Origin of the sequence: Niveibacterium sp. 24ML (assembly GCF_026586805.1) — a bacterium.
GTDB lineage: Bacteria > Pseudomonadota > Gammaproteobacteria > Burkholderiales > Rhodocyclaceae > Niveibacterium.
Genome location: NZ_JAPFHA010000011.1, coordinates 74,034 through 96,774 on the forward strand (window position 1 = coordinate 74,034; position 22,741 = coordinate 96,774).

Here is a 22,741-nt window from a genome sequence, read left to right on the forward strand (position 1 = left end):
GCGCCCGCCCGCGTTTGATCGGGATCGGCGCTCAGGCCGCCTTTCCTTCCGCACTGCCGTCGTCGGACGAATGCGCCTCAAAGTAGTAGGCCACACGCTTGCGCGGTGAGAGGTAGTCAAAGATGCTGCGCGGTAGCTGTGCCGGCCGCAAGGTGCGTGCGATCTGGATCTCTGGCTCGTTCTCAAGGCTGAGGATGATCGCCTCTTCCTTTGGAATCGCAGGGTCGTAGAGCACGATTTCCGGCTTGAGCGGACGGCTTGAGTTCACCGAAACCACCAGTCCGAAATTGTCGTTGTTGAGTACAACGATCGTACCTGGCGGATACACGCCCAGACAGCGAATGAAGGTGTTCAGAGGGGCCACTTCGAAGCGGTTGCGATGCTGCGCGTACATCAGCGCAAGCGCCTCGTGCGGCGTCATGCCCCGCGCGGGGTTTTGCGGGTTGCACAGGTTGTCGTAGGTGTTGGCGATGGCGACGATCTTTGCGAGCAGCGAAATTTTGTCGCCAGTCAGACCACGCGGGTAGCCGCTGCCGTCCACATGCTCATGATGCTGCGCAATCACCGCCAGAACGTCAGGCGCCAGGCCAATCCGTGCGGCGCTCTTCACGCCAAAGCTCACGTGTTCCTTGAGGAGTGCGTTCTCGGCGCTGGTCAGTGCATCCTGCTTCATCAGCACCTTGGGTGGCACATCCATCTTTCCGATGTCGTGCATCAAGGCCCCCAGGCCCAGGCTGACCAGTTCGTCGTGCCCCATTCCTTGCTCACGCGCCAGCATCAGCGAGAGCACCGCCACATTGAGGGAGTGAACGTAGACATCGTCGGCGCCGATGCGGTCTGCCATCAGGTTGATCGCGACATCGCCGTCCGCACTCAAGCAGTCAACCAGCTGCCCGACCATGGCCTTGGCTTCTTCGCGCGCCCAGTCCGGGCGTGCGCTCAGGTTCTGGTTGAGCAGCTTGACTGCCTGGGTTGTTTTCTGGAATTCGCGTTCGCAGCGCGAAAACAGGGCCCTTCGCGCCTTCAGGCGCTGGGCGCGTGCGCGCTTTTCTGCAATCGCCGGGTCTTCGTACGATTCGTCGCGTACAGGGGGCGCCTCCGGGTGGAGCGGGATCACCACGGCGTTTTCCGCAGGCTTGGGCAAAGGCTCGCAGTCGCTGCGCTCAGGCGAGTAACGAATGCGGGCCAAGCCAAGCGCGCGCAGCTGGGCAAGCTGCGTGTCATTGCGAATCTTGAACGATGAGAACGAGAAGGGATGATCCATCCACCCCAGATCGAGGTGAACGAAAAGCCCGGTTCTCAGCTGCTCGGGGGATACGTAATGGGAGTCGGGTTCCGACATGACGATGTGGTGATCCTCCTGCCCCTGTTTACGGCTTGCCGCTCACATGCTTGAGGGGTGTGGCATCGCTGCAGCAACAATTCGCCGGCACCATCGGCGTCGCACCGGCGAAATGGCTCACGCAAGCTTCAGGGCACGATCCGCTCTGCTTCGACGATCTGATAGACGCCGCCGAAGACGGTGCGCTTGCGCCAGCTGAATTCCTTGGCCTTGCTGGCTAACTCGCTGATCTCCATCCGCCACAGGGTGTTGGCGAACGGTTCCAGGTAGTGGTTAACGACACGCAGTAGCCAGCCAACCGGGTGCAGCAGGGCAGGGCGGTGATAATCAACGAAGAGCAGTTTTCCGCCCGGCGCGACGCGCGTGAGCATGCGATCGACGATCGCTCGCTTGAGATCGTCGGGTACCTCGTGCAGGAGGAAGAAACTGCAAACCAGGTCGTAGTCGGCACCGCCGGACCAAGTGGCCGCGTCGTGCTCGATCACACGCGCATGTGCGGTGCCAGCAAGTTTCTTCTTCGCCTGGGCAACCTGGATCGGCGTCACGTCGGTCAGATCGAAATGCCCGGAGGGGCCCACTTTCGCGGCCACTTGCTGAACCAGATCGCCATAGACGTGGGCGACCTGCCAAACCTTCATGCCGGGATGAATCTTGGCCAGGTAGGCGTTCATCAGGCGGCGGGCGTTGCCAAAGAGCAAAGTGGTGACGACGGCGTTGCAGTCGAGCCGGCGCACCCAGCGCGGATCGACATAGGCCCAGTCGTACACTTCGTTCATGTAGTCCGGAATACCTGGTTGGGCCGGCTTTGCGGCCTGCCTTTGCTGTGCAGCGATGGCTTCTTCGGTCATCGTTTTCGGGGGCGGTTGGGGAAATCCGAACCTTATCACCGGACTCCTTCGTCGCGCTTGCGCCATGGCAAAGCAGCGGCCATGGCAAGCAAACGGGGGCCTGCGGTCTGGCGCCTGAACGCCCTTCAGGCGGCCAGAGCCTTGAGCACCTCACGCACCTTCAATACGCGATCCTTCAGCGTCTCGGTGACCGCTGTCACGGTCAGTTTGTCCTGCCCGGCGAGCTTGTAGCTGCGGTTCTTCTGGATCAGCTGGATGATGCGGATCGGTTCGATCGGCGGATTGGGCACGAACTGCAGGTTGATGCGCGTCTCCGACGCGTCGATCTTGATGATGCCCAGCGGCTTGGCGGCAATGCGCAGCCGGTGGGTATCGAGCAGGGTCTGGGTTTGCGGTGGCAACTCGCCGAAGCGGTCGATCAACTCTTCCTGGATCGCCTGCAAATCATCGGCCGCCTCGGCGTTGGCCATGCGCTTGTAGAGCGTGAGTCGCTCGCCGATGTCGCTGCAGTAGTCGCTGGTCAGCAATGCCGGTGCGTGCAGGTTGATTTCAGAGGTCACGTCGAGCGGTTGTGACAGATCCGGCTCTTTGCCGTTCTGCAGGTCTTTCACCGCACGCTTGAGCATTTCGCTGTAGAGCGAGAAGCCGATCTGCTGGATCTCGCCGCTCTGGTTTTCGCCCAGCACCTCGCCGGCACCGCGGATTTCAAGGTCGTGCATTGCGAGGTAGAAGCCCGAGCCGAGTTCTTCCATCATCGAAATGGCTTCGAGCCGCTTCTGCGCATGCGGCGTGGGCTTGGCGTGCGGATCGGTCAGCAGGTAGGCGTAAGCCTGGTGGTGCGAGCGCCCGACGCGGCCGCGCAGCTGGTGCAACTGCGCAAGGCCGAAGCGATCGGCGCGGTGGATGATGATCGTGTTGGCGGTGGGGATGTTGATGCCGGTTTCGATGATCGTGGTGCACAACAGCAGGTTGGCGCGCTGTGCGGTGAAATCGCGCATCACGCGTTCGAGTTCGCGCTCCGGCAACTGGCCGTGGCCGACCACGATGCGCGCCTCTGGCAGCATCTCGGTCAGTTCCTGGCGGATGTTCTCGATCGTGTCGACTTCGTTGTGCAAGAAGTACACCTGCCCGCCGCGCTTGAACTCCCGCAGCACGGCTTCGCGCACCACGCCCTTCGAGTGCTTCTGCACGAAGGTCTTGATCGCCAAGCGCTTCTGCGGCGCGGTGGCAATCACCGAGAACTCGCGCAGGCCTTCCATCGCCAGGCCCAAGGTGCGGGGGATCGGCGTGGCGGTGAGCGTGAGGATGTCCACTTCCGCCCGCAAGGTCTTGAGCGCCTCTTTCTGGCGCACGCCAAAACGGTGCTCTTCGTCGATGATCACCAGCCCGAGTCGCTTGAATTCGACGTCTTTCTGCAGCAGGCGGTGGGTGCCGATGAGGATGTCCACCTTGCCTTCTGACAGCAACTTCAGCGCCTCGGCCTGTTCCTTCTGGCTGCGGAAGCGCGAGAGCTCGGCCACCTTGACTGGCCAGTCAGCGAAGCGGTCGGCAAAGGTCTGGTAGTGCTGTTCGGTGAGCAGGGTGGTGGGCGCGAGCACCGCTACCTGTTTGCCATCGGCCACTGCGATGAAGGCGGCGCGCAACGCGACTTCGGTTTTGCCGAAGCCCACATCACCGCACACCAGGCGATCCATCGGCCGGCCGGATCGCATGTCTGCCACCACAGCCTCGATCGCCGCGAGCTGGTCCGGCGTTTCTTCGAAGCCAAAGCCTTCGGCGAAGGCTTCCAGATCGTGTTGCTTGAAATCGAAACGGTGACCTTCGCGCGCCGCGCGCTTGGCGTAGAGCGCCAGCAGCTCGGCTGCGGTGTCGCGCACCTGCTGGGCGGCCTTGCGCTTGGCTTTCTCCCACTGGCCGCTGCCGAGCCGGTGCAGGTCGACGTTCTCGGGGTCGGCGCCGGCATAGCGGCTGATCACATGCAGCTGCGACACCGGCACGTAGAGCTTGTCGCCGCCGTTGTACTCAAGATGCAGGAACTCGGTTTCGCCCTCGCCAAGGTCGAGGTGTACCAGCCCAAGGTAGCGGCCGATGCCGTGCGAGACGTGCACCACCGGGTCGCCCGCGCGCAGCTCCGAGAGGTCGCGCAGCCAGCCTTCCATCGTCGCGGCCTTGCGGTTGTCGCGGCGTGAGCGGGTGCGAGCCTGCGTCACGTACAGCTCGTTCTCGGTCACGATTGCCAGCTTGGCTTGCGGCAGGATGAAGCCGCTGCCTAGCAGGCCGTAGAGCACGCCAAGCGGCGCATCCGAGGCGACGAAGCCGGCCAGATCAGCCGTTGCGCTGGCCTTCAAACCGTACTCGGCGAAGTACTCCAGCAAGGTTTGCTGGCGGCCGGCGGATTCGGCGACGACCAGCACACGGCCGTCGAAGCTTTCGGTGAAGTGCTTGAGGCGGTGCAGCGGGTCGGCCGCACGGCGTTCAACCGCCAGATCCGGCAGCGGCTTGCTGGCGTCGACGTCCGATTTCTCGCCAACGACGATGCGCGGGCGTTCGCCGGCCGAAACGAAGAACTGCTCGGCGGACAAAAACAACTGCGCGGGCGGCAGCAGCGGCCGCGCCGGGTCGCCCGCCATCAGCTTGAAGCGGCTGTTGGTCTCGCGCCAGAAGTCGTCGATCGCCGCCGGCACCTTGCCATGCAGCGTGAGCGCCGCGTTGTCGGGCAGGTAGTCGAGCACCGTAGCGGTGTTCTCGAAGAACAACGGCAGGTAGTACTCGATACCGGCGGGCGCGAGGCCGTTCGACACATCCTTGTAGATCGGGCTGCGCGAGGGGTCGCCCTCGAACACTTCGCGGAAGCGGGCGCGGAAGGCTGCGCGCGCCTTCTCGTCGAGCGGAAACTCGCGCGCCGGCAGCAGACGGATTTCCTTGGTCGGATACACCGTGCGCTGCGAGTCCGGGTCGAAGGTGCGGATCGTGTCGACGTCTTCGTCGAACAGTTCGATGCGGAAGGGAAGGGCCGAGCCCATCGGGAACAGGTCGATCAGGCCGCCGCGCACCGAGAACTCGCCCGGCCGCACCACCTGGGTCACATGCTCGTAGCCCGCCACCACCATCTGCTTGCGCAATGCATCGGCATCGAGCTTGTCGCCCTGCTTGATGAAGAAGGTGTGCGCAGCCAGAAAGGAGGGCGGGCAAAGCCGGTACAGCGCGGTGGAGGCTGGCACCAGCGTGATGTCCGCCTCGCCGCGCTGGATCGCGTAGAGCGTCGCGAGCCGCTCCGACACCAGATCCTGGTGTGGGGAGAAGGCGTCGTAGGGCAGGGTTTCCCAGTCTGGCAGCAGATGCACCCGCACACCCGGCGCAAACCACGCGATTTCGTCGCGCAGGCGTTGCGCGTCGAGCGGATTGGCGGTGATCACCACCAGCGGGTGGGTGCCTGCCAGCTGGGCCAGCGCCAACGCATCGGCCGAGCCGTGCAAACGCGGCAAATCAAGCCGCCGGCCAGCGGCTGGAAACGGGCTTGCGTCGATGGCGGACAGACGTAGCGGGAGCGGCTGGGTCATTGGTGCGTAGCAGGGGAGCGAGGGCCGCGATTATACGCGCCACCGTCGTGCGCCTGCCGTGGCGGGGCAGCGGAGGTCAGGCGCGGGCGCTGATCAAGCCACCGACAAATCCGCTGAAGGCGTCGGCTGCATCGCGGTAGGCGGCAAGCGCGCTGCTGGAACTAGCGCGGCCATCGCCGGCGTTCGCCTTTTCGCGCGCCTGGGTGGCCAGTTCGGCCGAGGCCTCCAGCGCCATGCGGGCGGCCTGGGCGGCAACCTGGTAGTCCTGCGGTGACGGGTCAGCGGGCGCGAGTGCAGCGCGGCGGATCTGATCCGCCTTGCTCAAGGTCTCGCGCGCATCGCGGCCCTTGGAGACATCGATGGAGACTTCGCCGCCGCTGGCGTAGCGCTTGCCATCGGGCCCGGTGACGTAGGTGAAGCTCGCACCGCCCTGCACCAGATTGCCGCCCGCCGCCACATGCGCCGCTTCATGGGCGCGCACTTCGGCATCGCGCGCCTTGAACTGCTCGATCTTGCGCTGGACCTCCGGATCGCGCTCGGCGGCATTGGCGCTACCGCCTGCGGCTGCTGGTCTTTGGCGCGAGCTTGCCCATTCCGCCCCCTTGGCGGAGAAAGTCTGGCTGACAAAACTCGCGTCGACGCCACCGAGCATCGCGGGCCTCCTGCATGGAAGCCTAGCCCTGAAAGCCTTGTGCGGCGAGGGTACGACCGGGTTTCAGGCCGGCCTGGCGGCCGGCTTGCTGGGGTGCGAAGCGGGGACTCAGCCGGTGCCGGACAAATCGAGCGTCGCCGGGCGCCAGCGTTCGATCCATTGCAGACTTGCATTGGCCGCAGCGTCGAGCGCGCCGGGTTCGATGAATCGGTCGCTGGCGTTGCTGATTTCCTGCCAGGCCTTGGGGCCGTCGATCAAGGCATAGGCCTGGGTTGCCGGGCCGCGTGTCGCGTCGTCGGCGCCGCCGGCAATGGCCAGCAGCGGCACGCGATTACGCCGCAACGGGGCAGCACCTGCAAGGTCGAGGCGGCCGGCCCGGCTGACCATGGCAAACAGGCAGGTATCGTCGGCCACCGGCGCCTTCACCATGGCCGCAGCCGCAGTGCCCGAGGCGCAGATCGCCACCCCCAGCTGTGCCAGCAGCGGTTGATGGGCCACCCATTCGAGTGCAGCGCCAAGCCGTTCGGCGAGCTTGGGCACATCAAAACGTGAGTCGGGGTCGCGCTTTTCTTCGTAGCTGGTCAAGCCTTCGAGAATCAGGGTTGCATAGCCTTCGGCCTGAAAGCTGCTGGCAAAGACGAACTCGCGCGAACTGCGGTTCGCGGCGGGTGCCGGGCAAAACAGCACCACCAGGGCTTTGGCGTCCGGGATGTGCGAGAGCAGGGCGGCCAGCCACGCATTGCGGGCGGGGATGCTCAAGTCGGTATGGCGATGTATGTAGCGAGGCATGACGCCGGCAGGCTCTCTTTGGTTCTTTGCTTCAAACGCGCTCACCGAGCCGTATCGGAATCCGCCTTGCCCCGAAGGGTGTGCCGAACTTGCCGAAATGCCCGGCAAGCCGATGGCCGCAGTGCTGGCACGCGCCGGCTTCATCAAGCCGGTAGGCGCGAATGTTGTACCAGTCTCGAATGATTAACGGCACGCCACAGGCGGAACAATAGGTTGTTCCGCCTGCTTCGTCGTGAATATTGCCGGTGTAGACGTGGCGCAGGCCGGCGTCGCGCGCGATCTGCCGTGAGCGCGTCAGTGTGGCCGCGGGGGTGGCCGCCCGGTCTCGCAGCTTGTAGTCGGGGTGGAAGGCGGTGAAATGCAGCGGGACATCTGGCCCCAGCTCGCGGTAGATCCACTGGCTCATGGCGGCAACTTCCTCGGTGCTGTCGTTCGCACCGGGGATCAGCAAGGTCGTGATTTCAAGCCAAACCTGAGATTCGTGCCGCAGCCAGCTCAGGGTATCGAGCACCGGCGCGAGCCGCCCGCCGGTGAGTTTGATGTAGAAGTCGTCGGAAAAGGCCTTGAGGTCGACGTTCGCCGCGTCCATGCCGGCATAGAACTCACGCCGTGCGGGTGGCGAAATGTAGCCGGCGGTCACCGCGACGGTGCGCACGCCGCGTTCGTGGCAGGCCGCAGCGGTGTCGATGGCGTACTCGGCAAAGATCACCGGATCGTTGTACGTGAAGGCGACGCTTGCTGCGCCATGGCGCACGGCGGCTTCGGCAATGGCCTGCGGCGGCGCCTGATCCATCAGCCGATCCATATCGCGCGACTTGGAGATATCCCAGTTCTGGCAGAACTTGCAGGCCAGGTTGCAGCCCGCCGTGCCGAAGGAAAGCACGCTGCTGCCAGGGTAGAAATGGTTGAGCGGTTTCTTCTCGATCGGATCAATGCAGAAGCCGGAACTGCGCCCGTAGGTGCTCAGCACCATCGTGTTGCCACGGCGCTCGCGAACAAAGCAGGCGCCACGCTGATCGGCATGCAGCCTGCACTCGCGCGGGCACAGATCGCACTGGATGCGGCCATCGTCCAGCCAATGCCACCAGCGTGCCGGATAGTCCTGTGCCGGCGCGCTGAACTCAGGTTTCACGGTACTTCAAGACCGGGTAACGGCCGACTTTCATGGTCTCGGGCCATGTGTCGCTGCGCATGCCTGCCTTGCGCCGGAGTTCGGCGAGGAAGTCGTTCGGGTCGGGAAGCGATTCCCACACTTGCGGCAGGAAGGTTGCGCGACGGCCCCCGTCTTCCAGAATGGCGCCATCACGATGCGGGCGCAGCCACGCAATTGCGTCAGCAAGACTGGGGCAGTTGCGCCATTCGGTGGCGCCAAGCACCGACACCTCGATCTTGACGTCTGGCCATTCCAGCGCGCCGAGCGGCGGGAAGCGCGGGTCCTTGAAGGCGGCTGCCAGCGCGTTGGCCTTGACGTCGTCGCACAGACTGCGGGTGGGGCTCAATGATCCGATGCAGCCGCGCAGGCGGCCTGATCGCGTGAGGGTGACAAAGCTTGCGCCGGGCTTCTGGAACGCGGCTGCATCAGGTGCGGGCGCATCGTCCCCCAGGCGCTGTGCAATGGCATGGCGCGCAATCGCCAGCAAGGTCTTGCCTGGCTCAGACGACATGGCCCGGGGTCTCGTACAAGGCGACCGCGCAGTATCCGACCACCCGCCGGTGGTCGCCTGCGGTGTCGCCCGAATTGCAGTGGTCGAGCAGTTCGGTGCTCAGGTGGTGCCGCTCTGCCGCCTTGAGCAGGCCGTTCAGGGGGTAGGCGCCGCAAGCCTGTTCAGGCGTAACGGTGGGCGCAAGTGCAAGGATGTTCGCCACCGTGTCGTGATCAAGTTCCTGCGCTTCACGGTAGGCGTGGAAGTGGGAGAGATCGGTGCTGAGCACGATCAGTGTCTCCGGCCCGCCCCATAGCTGGCTGATCACAGCGGCCACGGTTTGCGCATCGGCGTGGCCGACAGAAAGCGGCACCAGCGTGAATTGCGTCAGCACCGTTTGCAGGAAAGGCAGCTGCACTTCGAGGCTGTGCTCGGCCGCATGGGCCGCGTCATAAACGCAGATGCCGGGCATCGTGCGTACCAGGGCGATTGCGTCCTGATCGAGCGGGATCAAACCCAGCGGCGTGGCGAAGGCATCGACATCCGGCAGCGCGATGCCATGCAGCGGCACGCGGTGACTTGGCCCTAGTAGCACGACACGGTGGATCTGCCGCGCCCAGGGCTTCAGAAGCGCGTAGGCGTGTGCGGCCGTGTTGCCGGAGTACACATAGCCGGCATGGGGCACGATCAGGCATTTGGGGCAGCTTGCGTGTGCCTTCTGTGCAGACGCGGCGGCATGCCCGAGCATTCTGACCACGTTTGCATTCAGGCTTGCCGCGTCGCCGGGATAGAAGGCCCCGGCAACGGCAGGTTGGCGGATACAGGCTTGATTCATCGCTGCTCCTTGACGCGTCGCGAGATGCGGGCTCTTTGATTATAGAAACCGCGGGCCGATCACCCCATGCTTTGCTGGAAGACCAGTGCGCATGCGAGGCCGCCGCCCACCAGCCCCATCCCGGCGGCCACCGGGCGGGCGAGTTCCCGGCCACCGATCACCAGCGCTGTGCCGGCCTTGAAGGCGAGGTTGGACAAGGCCGCCAGCACGACGGCGGTGGCGGCAGCGGCAGGCGCGAGTTTTCCCGATGCCTGCAGTTGCAGACTCGACAGCGAGATCGCATCCACATCGGTCAGGCCCGAGGCAAGTGCAACGGCGTAGAGGCCGCTGGTCCCCACGGTTTCGGTCAGCCAGGTTGAGATCAGCAGCACTGCGCCATACATGACGGCAAAGCCGATTGCAACGCGCACTTCGGTCGGGTTGCGCGTCTGGGGCAGCGGCAAGCTGCCGGTGTTCGCATCGCGGCGCCACGAAAGCAACAGGAACAGCGCGCCGGGAATCAGCCCGGCGGCCATGCTGGTGGCGATCGGCATAAATGCAGAGGGCGCCACCACGGCGGCAAACAGGCTCAGGCGGACCAGCATCACCAAGTTGGCCAGCAGGATCACCCGCCCCGCCGTTGACGCAAAGCGCATGTCGCCGCGCGCATGGCGGGCAAAGATCAGGGTGGTGGCGGTAGACGACACAAGCCCCCCCGCCAAGCCGACGAGCAAGGTGCCATAGCGATCGCCGAACAGCCGCAAACCGGCATAGCCGGCCAGGCTCACGCCCGAGATCAGCACCACCATCCACCACACTTGGTGGGGGTTGATTGCGCCGTACGGGCCATAGCCCTTGTCAGGCAGTATCGGCAGCACCACCAGGCTGAGCGTGGCGAACTGCAGCATCGAGATCCACTCGGTGCGGGTGAGGCGACTGGCGATACCCGAAAGCTCGGTCTTGAAATAGAGCAGTGCCGTGACCGCAACCGCCACGATCACCGCCAGCGGTGTCTGCCCCAGCCAAACCATCGCACCCAGCAGGTAGCACGTCAGCACGGCCACCACCGACGTGGTGCCGGCGTCGAGCGGATCGGGGTGACGCAGGTGGGCCGCGATGATCATCGCGGCCACTGCAAGCAGGCCAACGGCCGTGATCCACGGCGCTGCGGTCAGTTGCCCCATGAAGGTGGCCAGGGCACCGAACAGTGCGACCAGCGTGAAGGTACGCACGCCGGCCCTTGCCGCGGGATTGCGTTCTCGTTCCAGGCCGATCAGGAAGCCGATGCCTGCGCTGATCACCAGCAACTGCATGTTCGACAAGACCTGCGTGTGAGCGAACTCCATCGCGATGCCCCCTTTGCAAGGCGGAGCATAAAACTTGTTGCGGCTGGTGGGGCATCGCGCCACGCTAAAATCGCGGCATGACATCCATCCACACACCCGAACGCTTTCATGCGCTGATCCCCGCCGCTGGCAGCGGCAGCCGAATGGGCCACGAACAGCCCAAGCAGTACATCGACCTGCTTGGCCGCCCGGTGATCCGCCACACCATCGATGCACTGCTGGGCGTGTCCGCCCTTGCCTCGGTCTGGGTGGTGCTCTCGCCCGAAGACGAACACTGGGATCAGTTTGTCTGGCCGGCCGATCCGCGCCTGAAAGTTCTGCGGGTGGGCGGCCCTTCACGGGCCGCGAGCGTGGCAAACGGGCTTGCGCGAATTGTTGAAAGCGCCTCGGCAGACAGCTGGGTGCTGGTGCACGATGCCGCGCGGGCGTGCATTTCAAGTGCACAAGTGTCGGCAATGATCGAGACCCTGGCCGATGACCCGGTCGGTGGCCTGCTCGCCATGCCGGTCGCCGATACCCTCAAGCGCATCGGCGCTGACGGCCGCGTCGCGCAGACTATTCCCCGTGCGGGTTTGTGGCAGGCACAGACACCGCAGATGTTCAGGATCGGGATGCTTCGTGCCGCGCTGGCGGCGCACCCGGATGTGACCGATGAAGCCGGCGCCATCGAGGCCATTGGCCTTAAGCCCCGGCTGATCGAATCGGACGCCACCAATTTCAAATTGACCTTTCCGCAAGACCTCGCGATGGCCGCGCGCTTGCTGGGGTCGCAAGTCAAGGAAAACGCATGATTCCCTACCGTATCGGACAGGGCTTTGACGTCCACGCACTGGTGCCCGGGCGCAAGCTCATCATGGGCGGCGTCACGATTCCGTTTGATCGCGGCCTTCTGGGCCATTCCGACGCCGATGTGCTGCTGCACGCGATCACCGATGCCGTGCTCGGCGGCGCAGGGCTGGGCGACATCGGCAGGCATTTCCCCGACACTGATGGGCGCTACGCCGGCGCGGACAGCCGTGTCTTGCTGCGCGAGGCAGTTGCAGCGGTGCATGCAGCCGGCTGGCGGGTGGGCAATATCGACGCAACCATCATCGCCCAGGCGCCCAAAGTGCTGCCCTACGTCGAAGCGATGGTCGCCAACATCGCGCAAGACCTCTGCGTGGCCGAAGCCGCGGTCAACCTCAAGGGCAAAACCACCGAGCGGCTGGGCTTCACCGGGCGGGGCGAAGGCATTGCCGCCGAGGCCGTGGCGCTGCTGGTTCGTCGTGAGCCCTGAGACGGGCGATTCGCAGCGCGTCTTCTTCGCCGTATGGCCGCTCCCATGGGTGGCCGACGCCCTTGCACTGACCCGTGATGCCGCGCTTGCGCAGGTGGGTGGTCGTGCAATGCCGACGGGCTCGCTTCACTGCACCTTGTCTTTCCTCGGTCGGCTCGACGCGGATCAACTTGATGCAGTACTGGCCTGCGCGAGCCGCGTCACACATCCGGGTTTCCCGCTTGAGACTGCTGGCCTGAACTACTGGCCGCATAACCGCATTGTCTGGGCCGGCCTGGGCGACCCGGCGGCCGGATTGGCCTCACTGTTGGCGCGGCTGCGCGAGGCGCTTGAAGGCATCGTGGAGGCCCCCGCGCTGACGGTGCCTCACATTACCTTGCTGCGCGGCGCAAAGGCGGCGGCTGCCGCCACGCTCGAGCAGACCCTGCGCTGGCAGTGCAATGAGTTCGTGTTGGCGAGAGCGGCAAAAGAAGCGAGCGGTGCGCGCTATGAATTGATCGCGCGCTGGCCGCTCGCAGGGGGTGAGGAGTCGGCGTCAATCAGGCGCAGAGACAGTCACTGAGCTTCCCGCACAGGTCACTGGTCGTGTTGCGGGTGTAGTCCTTTTCAAGTCGCCCGCTGACCTTCTGCGCGGTGGGTGTATCGAGTTCGGCGTTGAGCAGCCCCATGAAGGTCGGCGGCGCCACCAACACCGCGCGCGCAAAGCTGTTTCGATTGCGGCCGCTGCGAAGCTCGCCCGCGAGCCGGTGCGCAAAGCCTTTCGCCCTGTTTCGTCGAAGGTCTCCAGGCCCGTGCCACGCACTTCGATCCATCGCGCCGATCGACAGATCCTCGACCAAGCCATCCGCCTCGGGCTCGATCTGTTTGACTAAAGTCAAACCTTTGTTCGGTCCCTGGTTTTCGTAAAGCGCGGCAGAACGGGCGTTGGCAACGAGCACCCATGTAATCGACATAACAATCCTCCTCAGGTGTCAGACCCGTGCGAATCGGCACGAAATCTCAGACTAGACCCTTGTTTGATAAAGGAAAAGGATCTCATGAGGTGGCGCCGTCCTTCAGTGCGTTGCGCTGCCTCATCGTCCTGAGGCGCCGCATCGCCGGCCCGATAAAGGGCATTTATCAAGCAATGCAGATCAAGAAGGGGGCTGCCCTGACCGGTAACTTCCGCCCCACGTTACCGCACCGGCAATATCCGCTGCACTTGCGTCAGGCAGACAGCCACGTGAGCGACAAATGTGCTATTTAACTGGTACATGCAGCACCGGAGCGGTTTGGCAAATACGCAGCATGCGTTGAGGAGTCAAACCAATGTCCCCCCGAACTCTTGGCCTGTTGTCTTTTCAAGGAGCAGTGATGAACAAGATGGGCTCCGAACCTCTCGATCAGGGCGGTCTCGATATCACTTTCGACGTTGCCGTTGAACGTCACCTCAAGAATGAAGTCGGCGCCACGCAGGCGACGGCCACCCCCGCAGACTGGATGCGCGCCACCGCATTGACGGCTCGAGAAGGTCTCGCCGCTCGCTGGCTGCAAACCCAGCATGACGATAATGCTGAAGGCGCACGCCGCGCTTACTACCTGTCCGCCGAATTCCTGATCGGTCGTGCAATGAGCAACGCGCTCGCAGCACTGAACCTCGACAAGGATTTCGCTGCGGAAATGAAGAAGCTCAAGCTGGAGCCGGCTGACGTTCTCGAAGCCGAGCCCGATGCCGCGCTGGGTAACGGTGGCCTGGGTCGTCTTGCAGCCTGCTTCCTTGACTCGCTGGCCACGCTTGGCGTGCCATCTTTTGGCTACGGCATCCGCTACGAGTTTGGCATGTTCACCCAGCGCATCCAGGACGGCAAGCAAGTTGAAATGCCGGACAACTGGCTTGCCAATGGCAACCCGTGGGAATTCCCCCGCCGTGACATTCACTACATCGTGCCGTTTGGCGGTTGGGTTGAGTACGTCAATGGCCGTGCAGTCTGGACCCCGTCCGAGCGCATCATGGCGCGCGCCTACGACATGGTTATTCCCGGTCACGGCACCGAGCGCGTGTCGACCCTGCGCCTGTGGAAGGCCACTGCGCTTGAAGAGCTCGATCTGTCGGCACACACCCGTGGTGACTACGCCCGCGCTGCTGAAACCCGCAGCAAGGCTGAGAACATCTCGTGGGTGCTTTACCCGGATGACAGCACGCCGCAAGGTCGCGAGCTGCGTCTGCGTCAGGAATTCTTCTTCGTTACGGCGTCGCTGCAGGACATCATCCAGCGCCACATCCGCGCTTACAGCACGCTGAACAATCTGCACGAGAAGGCAGCGATCCAGCTTAACGACACGCACCCGGCGCTTGCTGTGCCGGAGCTGATGCGTTTGCTGATGGACGAGCAGGGCATGACTTGGGACGACGCCTGGTACCAGACCTCGCGCATCATCTCTTACACCAACCATACCCTGATGCCGGAAGCGATCGAAACCTGGCCGGTCGGCATCATGCAGTACCTGCTGCCGCGTCACCTTGAGATCATTTACGAAATCAACCGCCGCTTCCTGGCGATGGTGGCAGCACGCTTCCCCGGCGACACCGCTCTGCTGAGCCGCGTTTCGCTCGTTGCCGAAGACGGTGAGAAGCGCGTTCGCATGGGCAACCTGTCGATCGTGGCTTCGACCAAGGTCAACGGTGTTGCGCAGCTGCACTCCGATCTGATGGTTCAGACGATTTTTGCCGACTTCGCGAAGATCTTCCCGGATCGTTTCACCAACGTGACCAACGGTGTGACACCGCGTCGCTGGCTCGGTCAGTGCAACCCCGGCTTGACCAAGCTGATCAGCAAGAAACTGCGCGGTCAGTGGCAGATCGATCTTGATCAGCTTTCCAAGCTCAAGAAGTTTGCCAACGACGAGGCTTTCTGCGCCGAAGTCGGGAAGGTGAAGCTTGCAAACAAGGAGCGTCTGGCTGCTTACATCAAGCGCGAAACCGGTATCGTGGTCGATCCGAATGCGCTGTTCGACATCCAGGTCAAGCGGATTCACGAGTACAAGCGTCAGTTGCTCAACGTCCTGCACGTGGTCCAGCGCTATCGCGAAATGATCGCGAACCCGGAAGCTGATTGGCAACCGCGTGTGCACATCTTCGCCGGCAAGGCTGCTTCGGCCTACAAGATGGCGAAGCTGATCATCCGCCTGATTCACGACGTCGCCCGCACGGTCAACAACGACCCGCGGATCAAGGATCGCCTCAAGGTTGTGTTCCTGCCTGACTACCGCGTCTCGGTGGCAGAGAAGATCTTCCCGGCTGCGGATATCTCCGAGCAGATCTCGACCGCAGGTACTGAAGCATCCGGTACGGGCAACATGAAGTTCGCCCTCAACGGCGCGCTTACCGTGGGTACCTGGGACGGTGCAAACATCGAGATCGCCGAGAACGTTGGTCTGGACAATATCTTCGTCTTCGGCCTGCGTACCGAAGAAGTCGAGAAACTGACGCAAGACGGCTACAATCCTCGTGCCTGGTATGACGGCAATGCAGATCTGAAGGCTGTGCTCGACATGATCGCCAGCGGCTATTTCACTCCGGAAGAGCCGAATCGCTATCAGCCCGTCTTCGATTCACTGCTTGGCCGCGACCAGTACTTCCTGCTCGCCGACTTTGCTGCCTATGTCGAAGCACATCGTCAGGTGGACGCTGCCTATCGCGACCGCTCGGCTTGGCTGACCAAGGTTGTCAATAACATCAGCGGTATGGGTATGTTCTCCTCAGACCGTACGATCGGCGAGTACTGCAAAAACATCTGGGGCATAAAGACTCGCTGACATGCTGACAGCCGACGACATTGCGGCACTACTAGAAGCCAGGCACGGTGATCCATTCGCCGTGCTCGGCATGCACACTGACGCTGACGGTCGCTTGCGACTGTCAGCGTTTTTTCCTGGCGCAACGGAAGTCGTATGCGTTGATGCAACGGACGGGCGCGATGTTGTTGCGCTTGACTGCCTGCACGCAGACGGTCTTTACGAGGGAGTCATTCCTCGGCGACGGGAGACCTTCGCCTATCGCTTTCGGGTGAGCTGGCATGACGGGGTCGTGTCGGAACTCGACGACCCCTACCGCTTTCCGCCGATCCTGGGGGAAACGGACGCTTGGCTGCTTGCTGAGGGAACGCATCTGAGGCCCTTTGAGGTGCTTGGTGCTCACCTGCGAGAGATGGAAGGTGTGCAAGGAACCGCTTTTGCGGTTTGGGCGCCCAATGCGCAGCGCGTGTCGGTCGTAGGTGAATTCAACCAATGGGATGGACGGCGCAATCCGATGCGCCTGCGCCGCGAATGCGGCGTATGGGAGATCTTCATTCCGGCGGTTGGGGTGGGGACGCTCTACAAGTTCGAGTTGCGAAGCCACCACGGCGAACTGATGGTGAAAGCCGACCCATGCGGCTTCGGATCCGAACTACGCCCGCGGACGGCGAGCACTGTGGCGGTATTGCCGCCTCGCAAGCCCCTGCCAGAAGGGCGTCGCGAAGCCAATGCGCTTGACGCGCCAGTCAGCGTATATGAGGTACATCTTGGTTCCTGGAAGCGCGTGCCCGAGGAAGGTGATCGCTTCCTGAACTGGGACGAACTGGCAGCGGACCTGATTCCGTATGCCCGAGATCTAGGCTTCACCCACTTGGAACTGATGCCGATCTCCGAGCATCCGTTCGATGGCTCCTGGGGTTATCAGCCTGTCGGGATGTACGCGCCGACGGCTCGATTCGGCACGCCCGACGGCTTCGGGCGTTTCATTGAAGCGGCCCATGCGGCGGGTCTTGGTGTGCTGCTTGACTGGGTGCCAGGGCACTTCCCGACCGACGCGCATGGTCTTGGTCGTTTTGACGGCACCGCACTTTACGAGCATGAAGATCCGCGCGAGGGCTATCACCCGGACTGGAATACGCTGATCTTCAACTATGGCCGTACCGAGGTGAAAAACTACCTGGTCGGCAATGCGCTCTACTGGATTGAGCGCTGGGGTACTGACGGCCTGCGCGTCGATGCTGTGGCGTCGATGCTCTATCGCGACTATTCGCGCAAGGCCGGCGAGTGGATTCCGAACGCCTATGGTGGTCGTGAAAACCTGGAGGCGATCGGCTTCCTGCGGCGAGCAAACGAAGTGGTCGGCGAGCACTGTCCGGGCGCGATCATGGCCGCCGAAGAGTCGACGGCCTGGCCAGCAGTGTCACGGCCGACGTATGCCGGCGGTCTGGGCTTTCACTACAAGTGGAACATGGGCTGGATGCACGACACGCTCGAATACATGAAGCGGGAGCCTGTTCATCGCCGCTACCACCATGACCAGCTCACTTTCGGTCTGGTGTACGCGTTTGACGAGAACTTCATGCTGCCGCTATCGCATGATGAGGTCGTGCATGGCAAGGGCTCGCTGCTCGACAAGATGCCGGGCGATGCGTGGCAGAAGTTCGCGAACCTGCGCGCCTATTACGGATTCATGTGGACGCATCCGGGCAAGAAATTGCTCTTCATGGGCTGCGAGTTTGCTCAAGGCCGCGAATGGAACCACGACCGAAGCCTGGATTGGCATTTGCTTGAGCATCCGTTGCACCGCGGCGTGCAAAGCTTCGTCCGCGATCTGAATGCCATGTACAAGCGCCTGCCGGCGCTGCACCAGCGTGACTGCGAGCATGCAGGTTTTTCATGGCTGGATATGCATAACGCAGACTGGTCGGTGCTGGTGTTCGCCCGATTTGGGCGTGACGAGAACGCGCTGGCAGTCACTGCCTGCAACTTCACCCCTGAACCGCGCTTCGGCTATCGCATTGGAGTGCCATGTGCAGGGAGCTATCGCGAAGCGATCAACAGTGATTCCGAACACTATGGTGGCTCGAACCTCGGTAATGGGGTCGGGTTGATTGAAAGCGAGCCCGTCCCGTGGGCCGGTCACGAGCAATCGATTCTTGTCACCTTGCCGCCGCTCGCGACGATCGTGCTTGAGCGGGTTTGCTGATGCATTTGCCATCTCAACTCGCAAACGGGCGTGCCTGGCCCCTGGGCGCAACGGCCGACGGGGAGGGCGTAAACTTCGCGCTCTTCTCGGCCAATGCGACCCGAGTCGAGCTGTGCATCTTCAATCACGACGGCACGACCGAGATCACGCGCTTCCCGATGCCTGCCCGGACCGGTGACGTGTGGCATGGCTACCTCGAGTCGGTTGGGCCGGGGCTTGTGTATGGGTATCGGGTGCATGGTCCCTACGCCCCTGAACGCGGCCATCGTTTCAACCCGAACAAGCTTTTGCTGGATCCCTACGCGCGCGAGATCGTTGGAGAGTTCCGCTGGCGAAACGAGCATTTCGGGTTCGAGATGCGCCATCCGGACGGCCATCGGTCGTTCAGCGCCACGGACAATGGCCGCACGGCGCTGAAGGCGCGGGTGGTACTCGATCTGCCATCGACCGGCGAGATCCGGCCACGTGTTCCGCCCGAACAGACGGTGATTTATGAGGCACACGTCAAAGGCTTGACGATGCTGCACCCGAAGGTCCCGGAGGAGATCCGGGGCACCTATCTGGGGGTGTGTCATCCGGCCGTGGTCGAGCACATGGTCAAGCTTGGCGTCACGACCATCGAACTGTTGCCGGTGCATTTTGGCATTCCTGAGCAACACGTCGTTGCTCGCGGAATGACGAACTACTGGAATTACAACCCGCTTGCCTACTTTGCGGTCGAGCCGCGCTACTGGTCGCGGACCACGCCTTCTCCGGAGTCGGAGTTCCGCGAGATGGTTGATACCCTCCATGCGGCGGGGCTCGAGGTCGTGATCGACGTGGTGTACAACCATACCGCCGAGGCCGGTGAGACCGGCCCAACCCTCAGCTATCGCGGGATCGATCATCAGAGCTATTACCGACTGCTGACCAACGATCCGGCGCACTGCGAGAACCTGACCGGGTGTGGCAACACCGTTAACGTTGCGCACCCGCGCGTTACTCAACTGGTGCTCGACTCACTCAGGTACTGGGTGAATAACTTTGGCGTCGATGGGTTCCGCTTTGACTTGGCGCCGGCTGTCGGGCGGCGGGCGCATGGTTTCGACCCGGATGCAGCCTTCTTTGTTGCATTCGAGCAGGACCCCGTCCTCTCAACCGTCAAGCGAATCGCTGAGCCTTGGGATCTTGGGCACGATGGTTATCGCCTCGGCCACTTTCCCACTGCCTGGATGGAGTGGAACGACAAGTATCGCGATACCTCGCGTAGCTTCTGGCTGCAGCGCAGTCGCGGGCGTGGCGAGTTTGCTCGTCGCATCATGGCGTCAAGCGATATCTTCCAGGGCTCCCATCGGGCACCTCTGTGCAGCGTCAATTTCATCACTGCGCATGACGGTTTTACGCTCGAAGACTGCGTCAGCTACACCGAGAAGCACAACGAAGCCAACGGCGAAGACAACCGCGACGGGCATTCGCACAACCTCACGACGAATTGCGGCGAAGAGGGGCCTTCGGACAAACCGGCGGTGCTACTTGAACGTCGTCGCCTGAAGCGGGCCCTGCTTGCGACGCTGCTGCTCTCGCGCGGAACACCGATGCTGTTGGCGGGTGACGAGTTCGGTTGTTCGCAAGGCGGGAACAACAACGCGTACTGCCAGGACAACGAGATCACGTGGCTTGACTGGTCCAAGTTTGACGACAAGCTTTGTGAGTTCGTAGCGCTGCTAATTCGGTTGCGGGGCGTACACGGCGCCATGCCGAACGCGATGTGGGGCGGCCGCATGGACGCCGCGCACGCACCGTATGACCTGGTCTGGTACAACCCGCACGGCGGCATCATGACCTCGGAAGACTGGAACCAAAGCCACGAGCACAGCTTCAGCGCCATCTTTACGCCCGCTCCGGGCACCCGTGGCCCACGCCTGGCCCTGTTGCTGAACGGCGACTTGGAAGCAGTCAACTTTGAACTGCCCAGTGGCCCGTGGCAGCGGGTGTTCGATACTGATCTGGAAGAACCCTTCCAACCAGCCAGCTGCAGTGGGCGCTACCTGCTGGCGCGCCGCGCGGTTGCCGCCCTGTTTTCACTTCCGATCGGGACCCCCTGATTTCCGATCGAACATTGCATTACTCCCGAAACTGAAAGGACTCGCAGATGGTCTTCGATAGACGCACCAGCGGCATTTTGCTGCATCCCACATCCTTGCCCGGGCCGAATGGCTGTGGTGATCTAGGTTCGTCGTCTTACCACTTCGTTGATTGGCTGGTGGGTGCAGGTCAATCGCTGTGGCAAGTTTTGCCCTTGATGCCGATTGGCCCCGCCGACTCCCCCTACATGAGCGTTTCGGCATTTGCTGGAAACCCGCTGCTGGTCGATCTGGAAGAACTGGTGTCAAAGGGTTGGCTGGCGCCGATCACTGCGAGCGAGCGCGAGGGGTTCAGCGACACTGAAGTCAACTACGCCAAAGTAGTCCCCTTCCGTAACGACAAGCTGCGCGCCGCTTTTGCAGGCTTCTCGAAGCTTGCGTCGGCGGAGGACAAGGCAGCCTTCGCTGCGTTCTGCAAAGCCGAAGCCAACTGGCTTGATGACTACGCACTGTTCATGACGCTGGACGAGCGCTTTTCCGGCAAGCTCTGGCCGGAATGGGATGCGCCGCTTGCGAAACGCGACGCCAAGGCGCTGACCAAGGCCCGCAAGGACTACGCGGATGCAATCAGCTTCTGGCAGTTCGTCCAGTGGTGTTTCGACCGTCAGTGGAAGGCGGTCAAGGCATACGCGAATTCTCGCGGCGTTCAACTTGTTGGCGACATGCCGATTTTTGTTGCACACCACAGCGCTGATTGTTGGGCCCGCCCGGATCTGTACTACCTGGACGAAAACAAGTGGCCGACGGTCATCGCGGGTGTTCCGCCCGATTTCTTCTCTGCGACCGGCCAGCGTTGGGGTAACCCGCTGTACGACTGGGCCGCGATGGACAAGGACGGCTACGCATGGTGGATTGAGCGTATCAAGCGGCAATTGGCGCTGGCCGACGTTGTCCGGATTGACCACTTCCGTGGTTTCGCTGGCTACTGGGAAATCCCGGCTTCCGAGCCCACTGCGATTCACGGTCGCTGGGTTCCCGGCCCCGGCAAGGCGTTGTTCTCGGCGATCGAGAAGGCGCTCGGCAAGCTGCCAATCATTGCTGAAGATCTGGGCGTCATTACGCCTGACGTCGAAGACCTGCGCGACAGCTTTGATCTGCCCGGCATGCGCATCCTTGAGTTCGCGTTCGCGGCGGGTCCCGATCACAACTTCCTACCGCACAACTATGTGGCAAACACGGTTGTGTACACGGGGACACACGACAACGACACTATTCGCGGCTGGTGGGCGACGTGTACCGAACGCGAGCGCGATTTCGCGCGGCATTACCTGGCTACCAACGGTCATGACATCCATTGGGTGATGATTCGTGCCGCGGCGATGTCGGTTGCGAAAATGGCGATCTATCAGTTCCAGGACGTCTTGGGACTCGACGGCTACCACCGCATGAATACGCCGGGTCTTGTCGGATGCTGGACATGGCGCTTCAAGTGGGATTACGTGGGGCCTGAAGCCGGCCGCCGCCTGGCCGAGCTCTGCGCACTCTCTGGCCGCACGGGACAGGACAAGATGCCGCATCTGGCGACCTGGCCGGCCGACAAGCCTTTGCCCTGATTTTCCAGGGATTCTTGCATCAGAAAAAGGGGCCGCATTGCGGCCCCTTTTTCTCACGCGTCCTGCTTTGCAGGATCTTGTTTGTAGAACAGCGCAAGCTGTTGATAGACCTCCGGATACTCGCGCTTGAGTACTTCTGATCCGGTGAAGAAGACTTCACTGCAGACAGCGAAAAACTCAGCCGGGTCTTCTGATGCGTACGGATCAATCCAGGTGTCTTCGCCTGCGTCGACCCGCGCGCAGAAGTCATTGAAGGCAAGGTCGAATGCCTCAATCCATGAATCGAGTGACATGCCGCGGTGCAGCGGCGGGCAGCCGTCGGCATCCCCGTTGAGCATGTCCAGCTTGTGCGCAAATTCGTGAATCACCACATTCGCGCCATCGGCTTCAGCGAAATCGTCGAACCAGCCCAGGACCACCGGCCCGAAGTTTGAGGCTTCACCCATCGCGGTTTCGTCGTACTCGTGCTCGATACCGTCCTCGTCCAGAATGCGGCGTCGGGCGACGAACTCGCCCTGATACACGACAATCCCAACCCAATCGCGATAGGCATCCAGCCCGAATTCGAGCACTGGCAGGCAGGCCTGCAGTGCGATCTCAAGCCGCATTGCATTGCTCACGCTGAATCCTTCTGCTCCGAAGAATTCCTTTGTCGCGAGAAACTCGATCGCGAGTATCCGCAGGCGTCCCCGCGCCTCTGGCGTCAGTCGATCAAGGAATGGAAGGCGGCCCTCGGCCTCGCTCCAGGCGGCAGCGCTGTCGAGTTCAGGCGCAGGTGTTCGGTTGAGAATTTGCCTTAGCCAATGCATCGGCAA

The 22,741-nt window shown here is 62.7% G+C and carries 19 protein-coding genes; 8 read left to right on the forward strand and 11 right to left on the reverse strand.

Going from position 1 to position 22,741, the window contains the following annotated elements; translation table 11 throughout:
* Positions 1-31 precede the first annotated feature (31 nt).
* The 9 genes from OPU71_RS11210 to OPU71_RS11250 form a co-directional block, all read right to left on the reverse strand.
* Positions 32-1,342: an HD-GYP domain-containing protein gene (locus tag OPU71_RS11210; RefSeq protein WP_267728060.1), complete on the reverse strand. Its 1,311-nt coding sequence runs from the start codon at positions 1,340-1,342 to the stop codon at positions 32-34.
* Positions 1,343-1,470: 128 nt separating this feature from the next.
* A complete protein-coding gene (gene rquA / locus OPU71_RS11215; protein ID WP_267728061.1) occupies positions 1,471-2,190 on the reverse strand; it encodes a rhodoquinone biosynthesis methyltransferase RquA in 720 nt (239 codons plus the stop codon).
* 125 nt (positions 2,191-2,315) lie between these two features.
* The gene (mfd, locus tag OPU71_RS11220; protein ID WP_267728062.1) at positions 2,316-5,750 is read right to left on the reverse strand and encodes a transcription-repair coupling factor; all 3,435 of its coding nucleotides are present in this window, start codon (positions 5,748-5,750) and stop codon (positions 2,316-2,318) included.
* 76 nt (positions 5,751-5,826) lie between these two features.
* Positions 5,827-6,402: a putative metalloprotease CJM1_0395 family protein gene (locus OPU71_RS11225; RefSeq protein WP_267728063.1), complete on the reverse strand. Its 576-nt coding sequence runs from the start codon at positions 6,400-6,402 to the stop codon at positions 5,827-5,829.
* 108 nt (positions 6,403-6,510) lie between these two features.
* Positions 6,511-7,191, reverse strand: coding sequence for an alpha/beta hydrolase (locus OPU71_RS11230; RefSeq protein ID WP_267728064.1), 681 nt, complete (start codon positions 7,189-7,191; stop codon positions 6,511-6,513).
* Positions 7,192-7,222: 31 nt separating this feature from the next.
* Positions 7,223-8,323: an AmmeMemoRadiSam system radical SAM enzyme gene (amrS, locus tag OPU71_RS11235; RefSeq protein WP_267728065.1), complete on the reverse strand. Its 1,101-nt coding sequence runs from the start codon at positions 8,321-8,323 to the stop codon at positions 7,223-7,225.
* Positions 8,313-8,855, reverse strand: coding sequence for an AmmeMemoRadiSam system protein A (gene amrA / locus OPU71_RS11240; RefSeq protein WP_267728066.1), 543 nt, complete (start codon positions 8,853-8,855; stop codon positions 8,313-8,315). Before amrA ends, amrS begins: the two co-directional genes overlap by 11 nt.
* On the reverse strand, positions 8,845-9,669 hold the full coding sequence (amrB, locus tag OPU71_RS11245; protein ID WP_267728067.1) for an AmmeMemoRadiSam system protein B: 825 nt from the start codon (positions 9,667-9,669) through the stop codon (positions 8,845-8,847). The genes amrA and amrB overlap by 11 nt, the downstream gene beginning before the upstream one ends.
* Positions 9,670-9,728: 59 nt before the next feature.
* Positions 9,729-10,994, reverse strand: a complete 1,266-nt coding sequence (locus tag OPU71_RS11250; protein WP_267728068.1) for an MgtC/SapB family protein — start codon at positions 10,992-10,994, stop codon at positions 9,729-9,731.
* Between the two features lie 77 nt (positions 10,995-11,071).
* On the opposite strand from OPU71_RS11250, the gene ispD reads away from it, so the two are divergent.
* Genes ispD through thpR form a run of 3 tightly spaced genes read left to right on the forward strand, consistent with a single transcriptional unit; the run spans position 11,072 to position 12,832 of the window.
* A complete protein-coding gene (ispD, locus tag OPU71_RS11255) occupies positions 11,072-11,785 on the forward strand; it encodes a 2-C-methyl-D-erythritol 4-phosphate cytidylyltransferase (RefSeq protein ID WP_267728069.1) in 714 nt (237 codons plus the stop codon).
* Positions 11,782-12,270, forward strand: a complete 489-nt coding sequence (ispF, locus tag OPU71_RS11260; RefSeq protein ID WP_267728070.1) for a 2-C-methyl-D-erythritol 2,4-cyclodiphosphate synthase — start codon at positions 11,782-11,784, stop codon at positions 12,268-12,270. The genes ispD and ispF overlap by 4 nt, the downstream gene beginning before the upstream one ends.
* Entirely contained in the window at positions 12,260-12,832 is a 573-nt protein-coding gene (gene thpR, locus OPU71_RS11265; protein WP_267728071.1) for an RNA 2',3'-cyclic phosphodiesterase, read from the forward strand. Before ispF ends, thpR begins: the two co-directional genes overlap by 11 nt.
* On the opposite strand, the gene OPU71_RS11270 is transcribed toward thpR, so the two are convergent.
* Positions 12,810-13,208, reverse strand: coding sequence for a host attachment protein (locus OPU71_RS11270; RefSeq protein WP_324256058.1), 399 nt, complete (start codon positions 13,206-13,208; stop codon positions 12,810-12,812). The genes thpR and OPU71_RS11270 overlap by 23 nt on opposite strands.
* Positions 13,209-13,282: 74 nt before the next feature.
* On the opposite strand from OPU71_RS11270, the gene OPU71_RS11275 reads away from it, so the two are divergent.
* The 5 genes from OPU71_RS11275 to malQ all read left to right on the forward strand — a co-directional run bounded on the left by OPU71_RS11275 (position 13,283) and on the right by malQ (position 21,926).
* Entirely contained in the window at positions 13,283-13,516 is a 234-nt protein-coding gene (locus OPU71_RS11275) for a hypothetical protein (protein ID WP_267728073.1), read from the forward strand.
* 107 nt (positions 13,517-13,623) lie between these two features.
* Positions 13,624-16,065: a glycogen/starch/alpha-glucan phosphorylase gene (locus OPU71_RS11280; RefSeq protein ID WP_267728074.1), complete on the forward strand. Its 2,442-nt coding sequence runs from the start codon at positions 13,624-13,626 to the stop codon at positions 16,063-16,065.
* Position 16,066: 1 nt separating this feature from the next.
* Positions 16,067-18,250, forward strand: a complete 2,184-nt coding sequence (gene glgB, locus OPU71_RS11285) for a 1,4-alpha-glucan branching protein GlgB (protein ID WP_267728075.1) — start codon at positions 16,067-16,069, stop codon at positions 18,248-18,250.
* A complete protein-coding gene (gene glgX, locus OPU71_RS11290; RefSeq protein ID WP_267728076.1) occupies positions 18,250-20,334 on the forward strand; it encodes a glycogen debranching protein GlgX in 2,085 nt (694 codons plus the stop codon). Before glgB ends, glgX begins: the two co-directional genes overlap by 1 nt.
* Positions 20,335-20,381: 47 nt before the next feature.
* Complete coding sequence (gene malQ, locus OPU71_RS11295; RefSeq protein ID WP_267728077.1) at positions 20,382-21,926, forward strand: 4-alpha-glucanotransferase; 1,545 nt, start codon at positions 20,382-20,384, stop codon at positions 21,924-21,926.
* A gap of 53 nt (positions 21,927-21,979) precedes the next feature.
* Here the strand turns inward: malQ and OPU71_RS11300 are convergent, their stop codons facing one another.
* Positions 21,980-22,735, reverse strand: coding sequence for a zinc-dependent peptidase (locus tag OPU71_RS11300; RefSeq protein ID WP_267728078.1), 756 nt, complete (start codon positions 22,733-22,735; stop codon positions 21,980-21,982).
* Positions 22,736-22,741: the final 6 nt, after the last annotated feature.

Excerpts from the sequence above, each read along its gene's own strand:
- OPU71_RS11210 (WP_267728060.1), bottom strand. The coding sequence starts at position 1,342 with ATGTCGGAACCCGACTCCCATTACGTATCCCCCGAGCAGCTGAGAACC.
- rquA (WP_267728061.1), bottom strand. The coding sequence starts at position 2,190 with ATGACCGAAGAAGCCATCGCTGCACAGCAAAGGCAGGCCGCAAAGCCG.
- mfd (WP_267728062.1), bottom strand. The coding sequence starts at position 5,750 with ATGACCCAGCCGCTCCCGCTACGTCTGTCCGCCATCGACGCAAGCCCG.
- OPU71_RS11225 (WP_267728063.1), bottom strand. The coding sequence starts at position 6,402 with ATGCTCGGTGGCGTCGACGCGAGTTTTGTCAGCCAGACTTTCTCCGCC.
- OPU71_RS11230 (WP_267728064.1), bottom strand. The coding sequence starts at position 7,191 with ATGCCTCGCTACATACATCGCCATACCGACTTGAGCATCCCCGCCCGC.
- amrA (WP_267728066.1), bottom strand. The coding sequence starts at position 8,855 with ATGTCGTCTGAGCCAGGCAAGACCTTGCTGGCGATTGCGCGCCATGCC.
- amrB (WP_267728067.1), bottom strand. The coding sequence starts at position 9,669 with ATGAATCAAGCCTGTATCCGCCAACCTGCCGTTGCCGGGGCCTTCTAT.
- OPU71_RS11250 (WP_267728068.1), bottom strand. The coding sequence starts at position 10,994 with ATGGAGTTCGCTCACACGCAGGTCTTGTCGAACATGCAGTTGCTGGTG.
- ispD (WP_267728069.1), top strand. The coding sequence starts at position 11,072 with ATGACATCCATCCACACACCCGAACGCTTTCATGCGCTGATCCCCGCC.
- ispF (WP_267728070.1), top strand. The coding sequence starts at position 11,782 with ATGATTCCCTACCGTATCGGACAGGGCTTTGACGTCCACGCACTGGTG.
- OPU71_RS11280 (WP_267728074.1), top strand. The coding sequence starts at position 13,624 with ATGAACAAGATGGGCTCCGAACCTCTCGATCAGGGCGGTCTCGATATC.
- glgB (WP_267728075.1), top strand. The coding sequence starts at position 16,067 with ATGCTGACAGCCGACGACATTGCGGCACTACTAGAAGCCAGGCACGGT.
- glgX (WP_267728076.1), top strand. The coding sequence starts at position 18,250 with ATGCATTTGCCATCTCAACTCGCAAACGGGCGTGCCTGGCCCCTGGGC.
- malQ (WP_267728077.1), top strand. The coding sequence starts at position 20,382 with ATGGTCTTCGATAGACGCACCAGCGGCATTTTGCTGCATCCCACATCC.
- OPU71_RS11300 (WP_267728078.1), bottom strand. The coding sequence starts at position 22,735 with ATGCATTGGCTAAGGCAAATTCTCAACCGAACACCTGCGCCTGAACTC.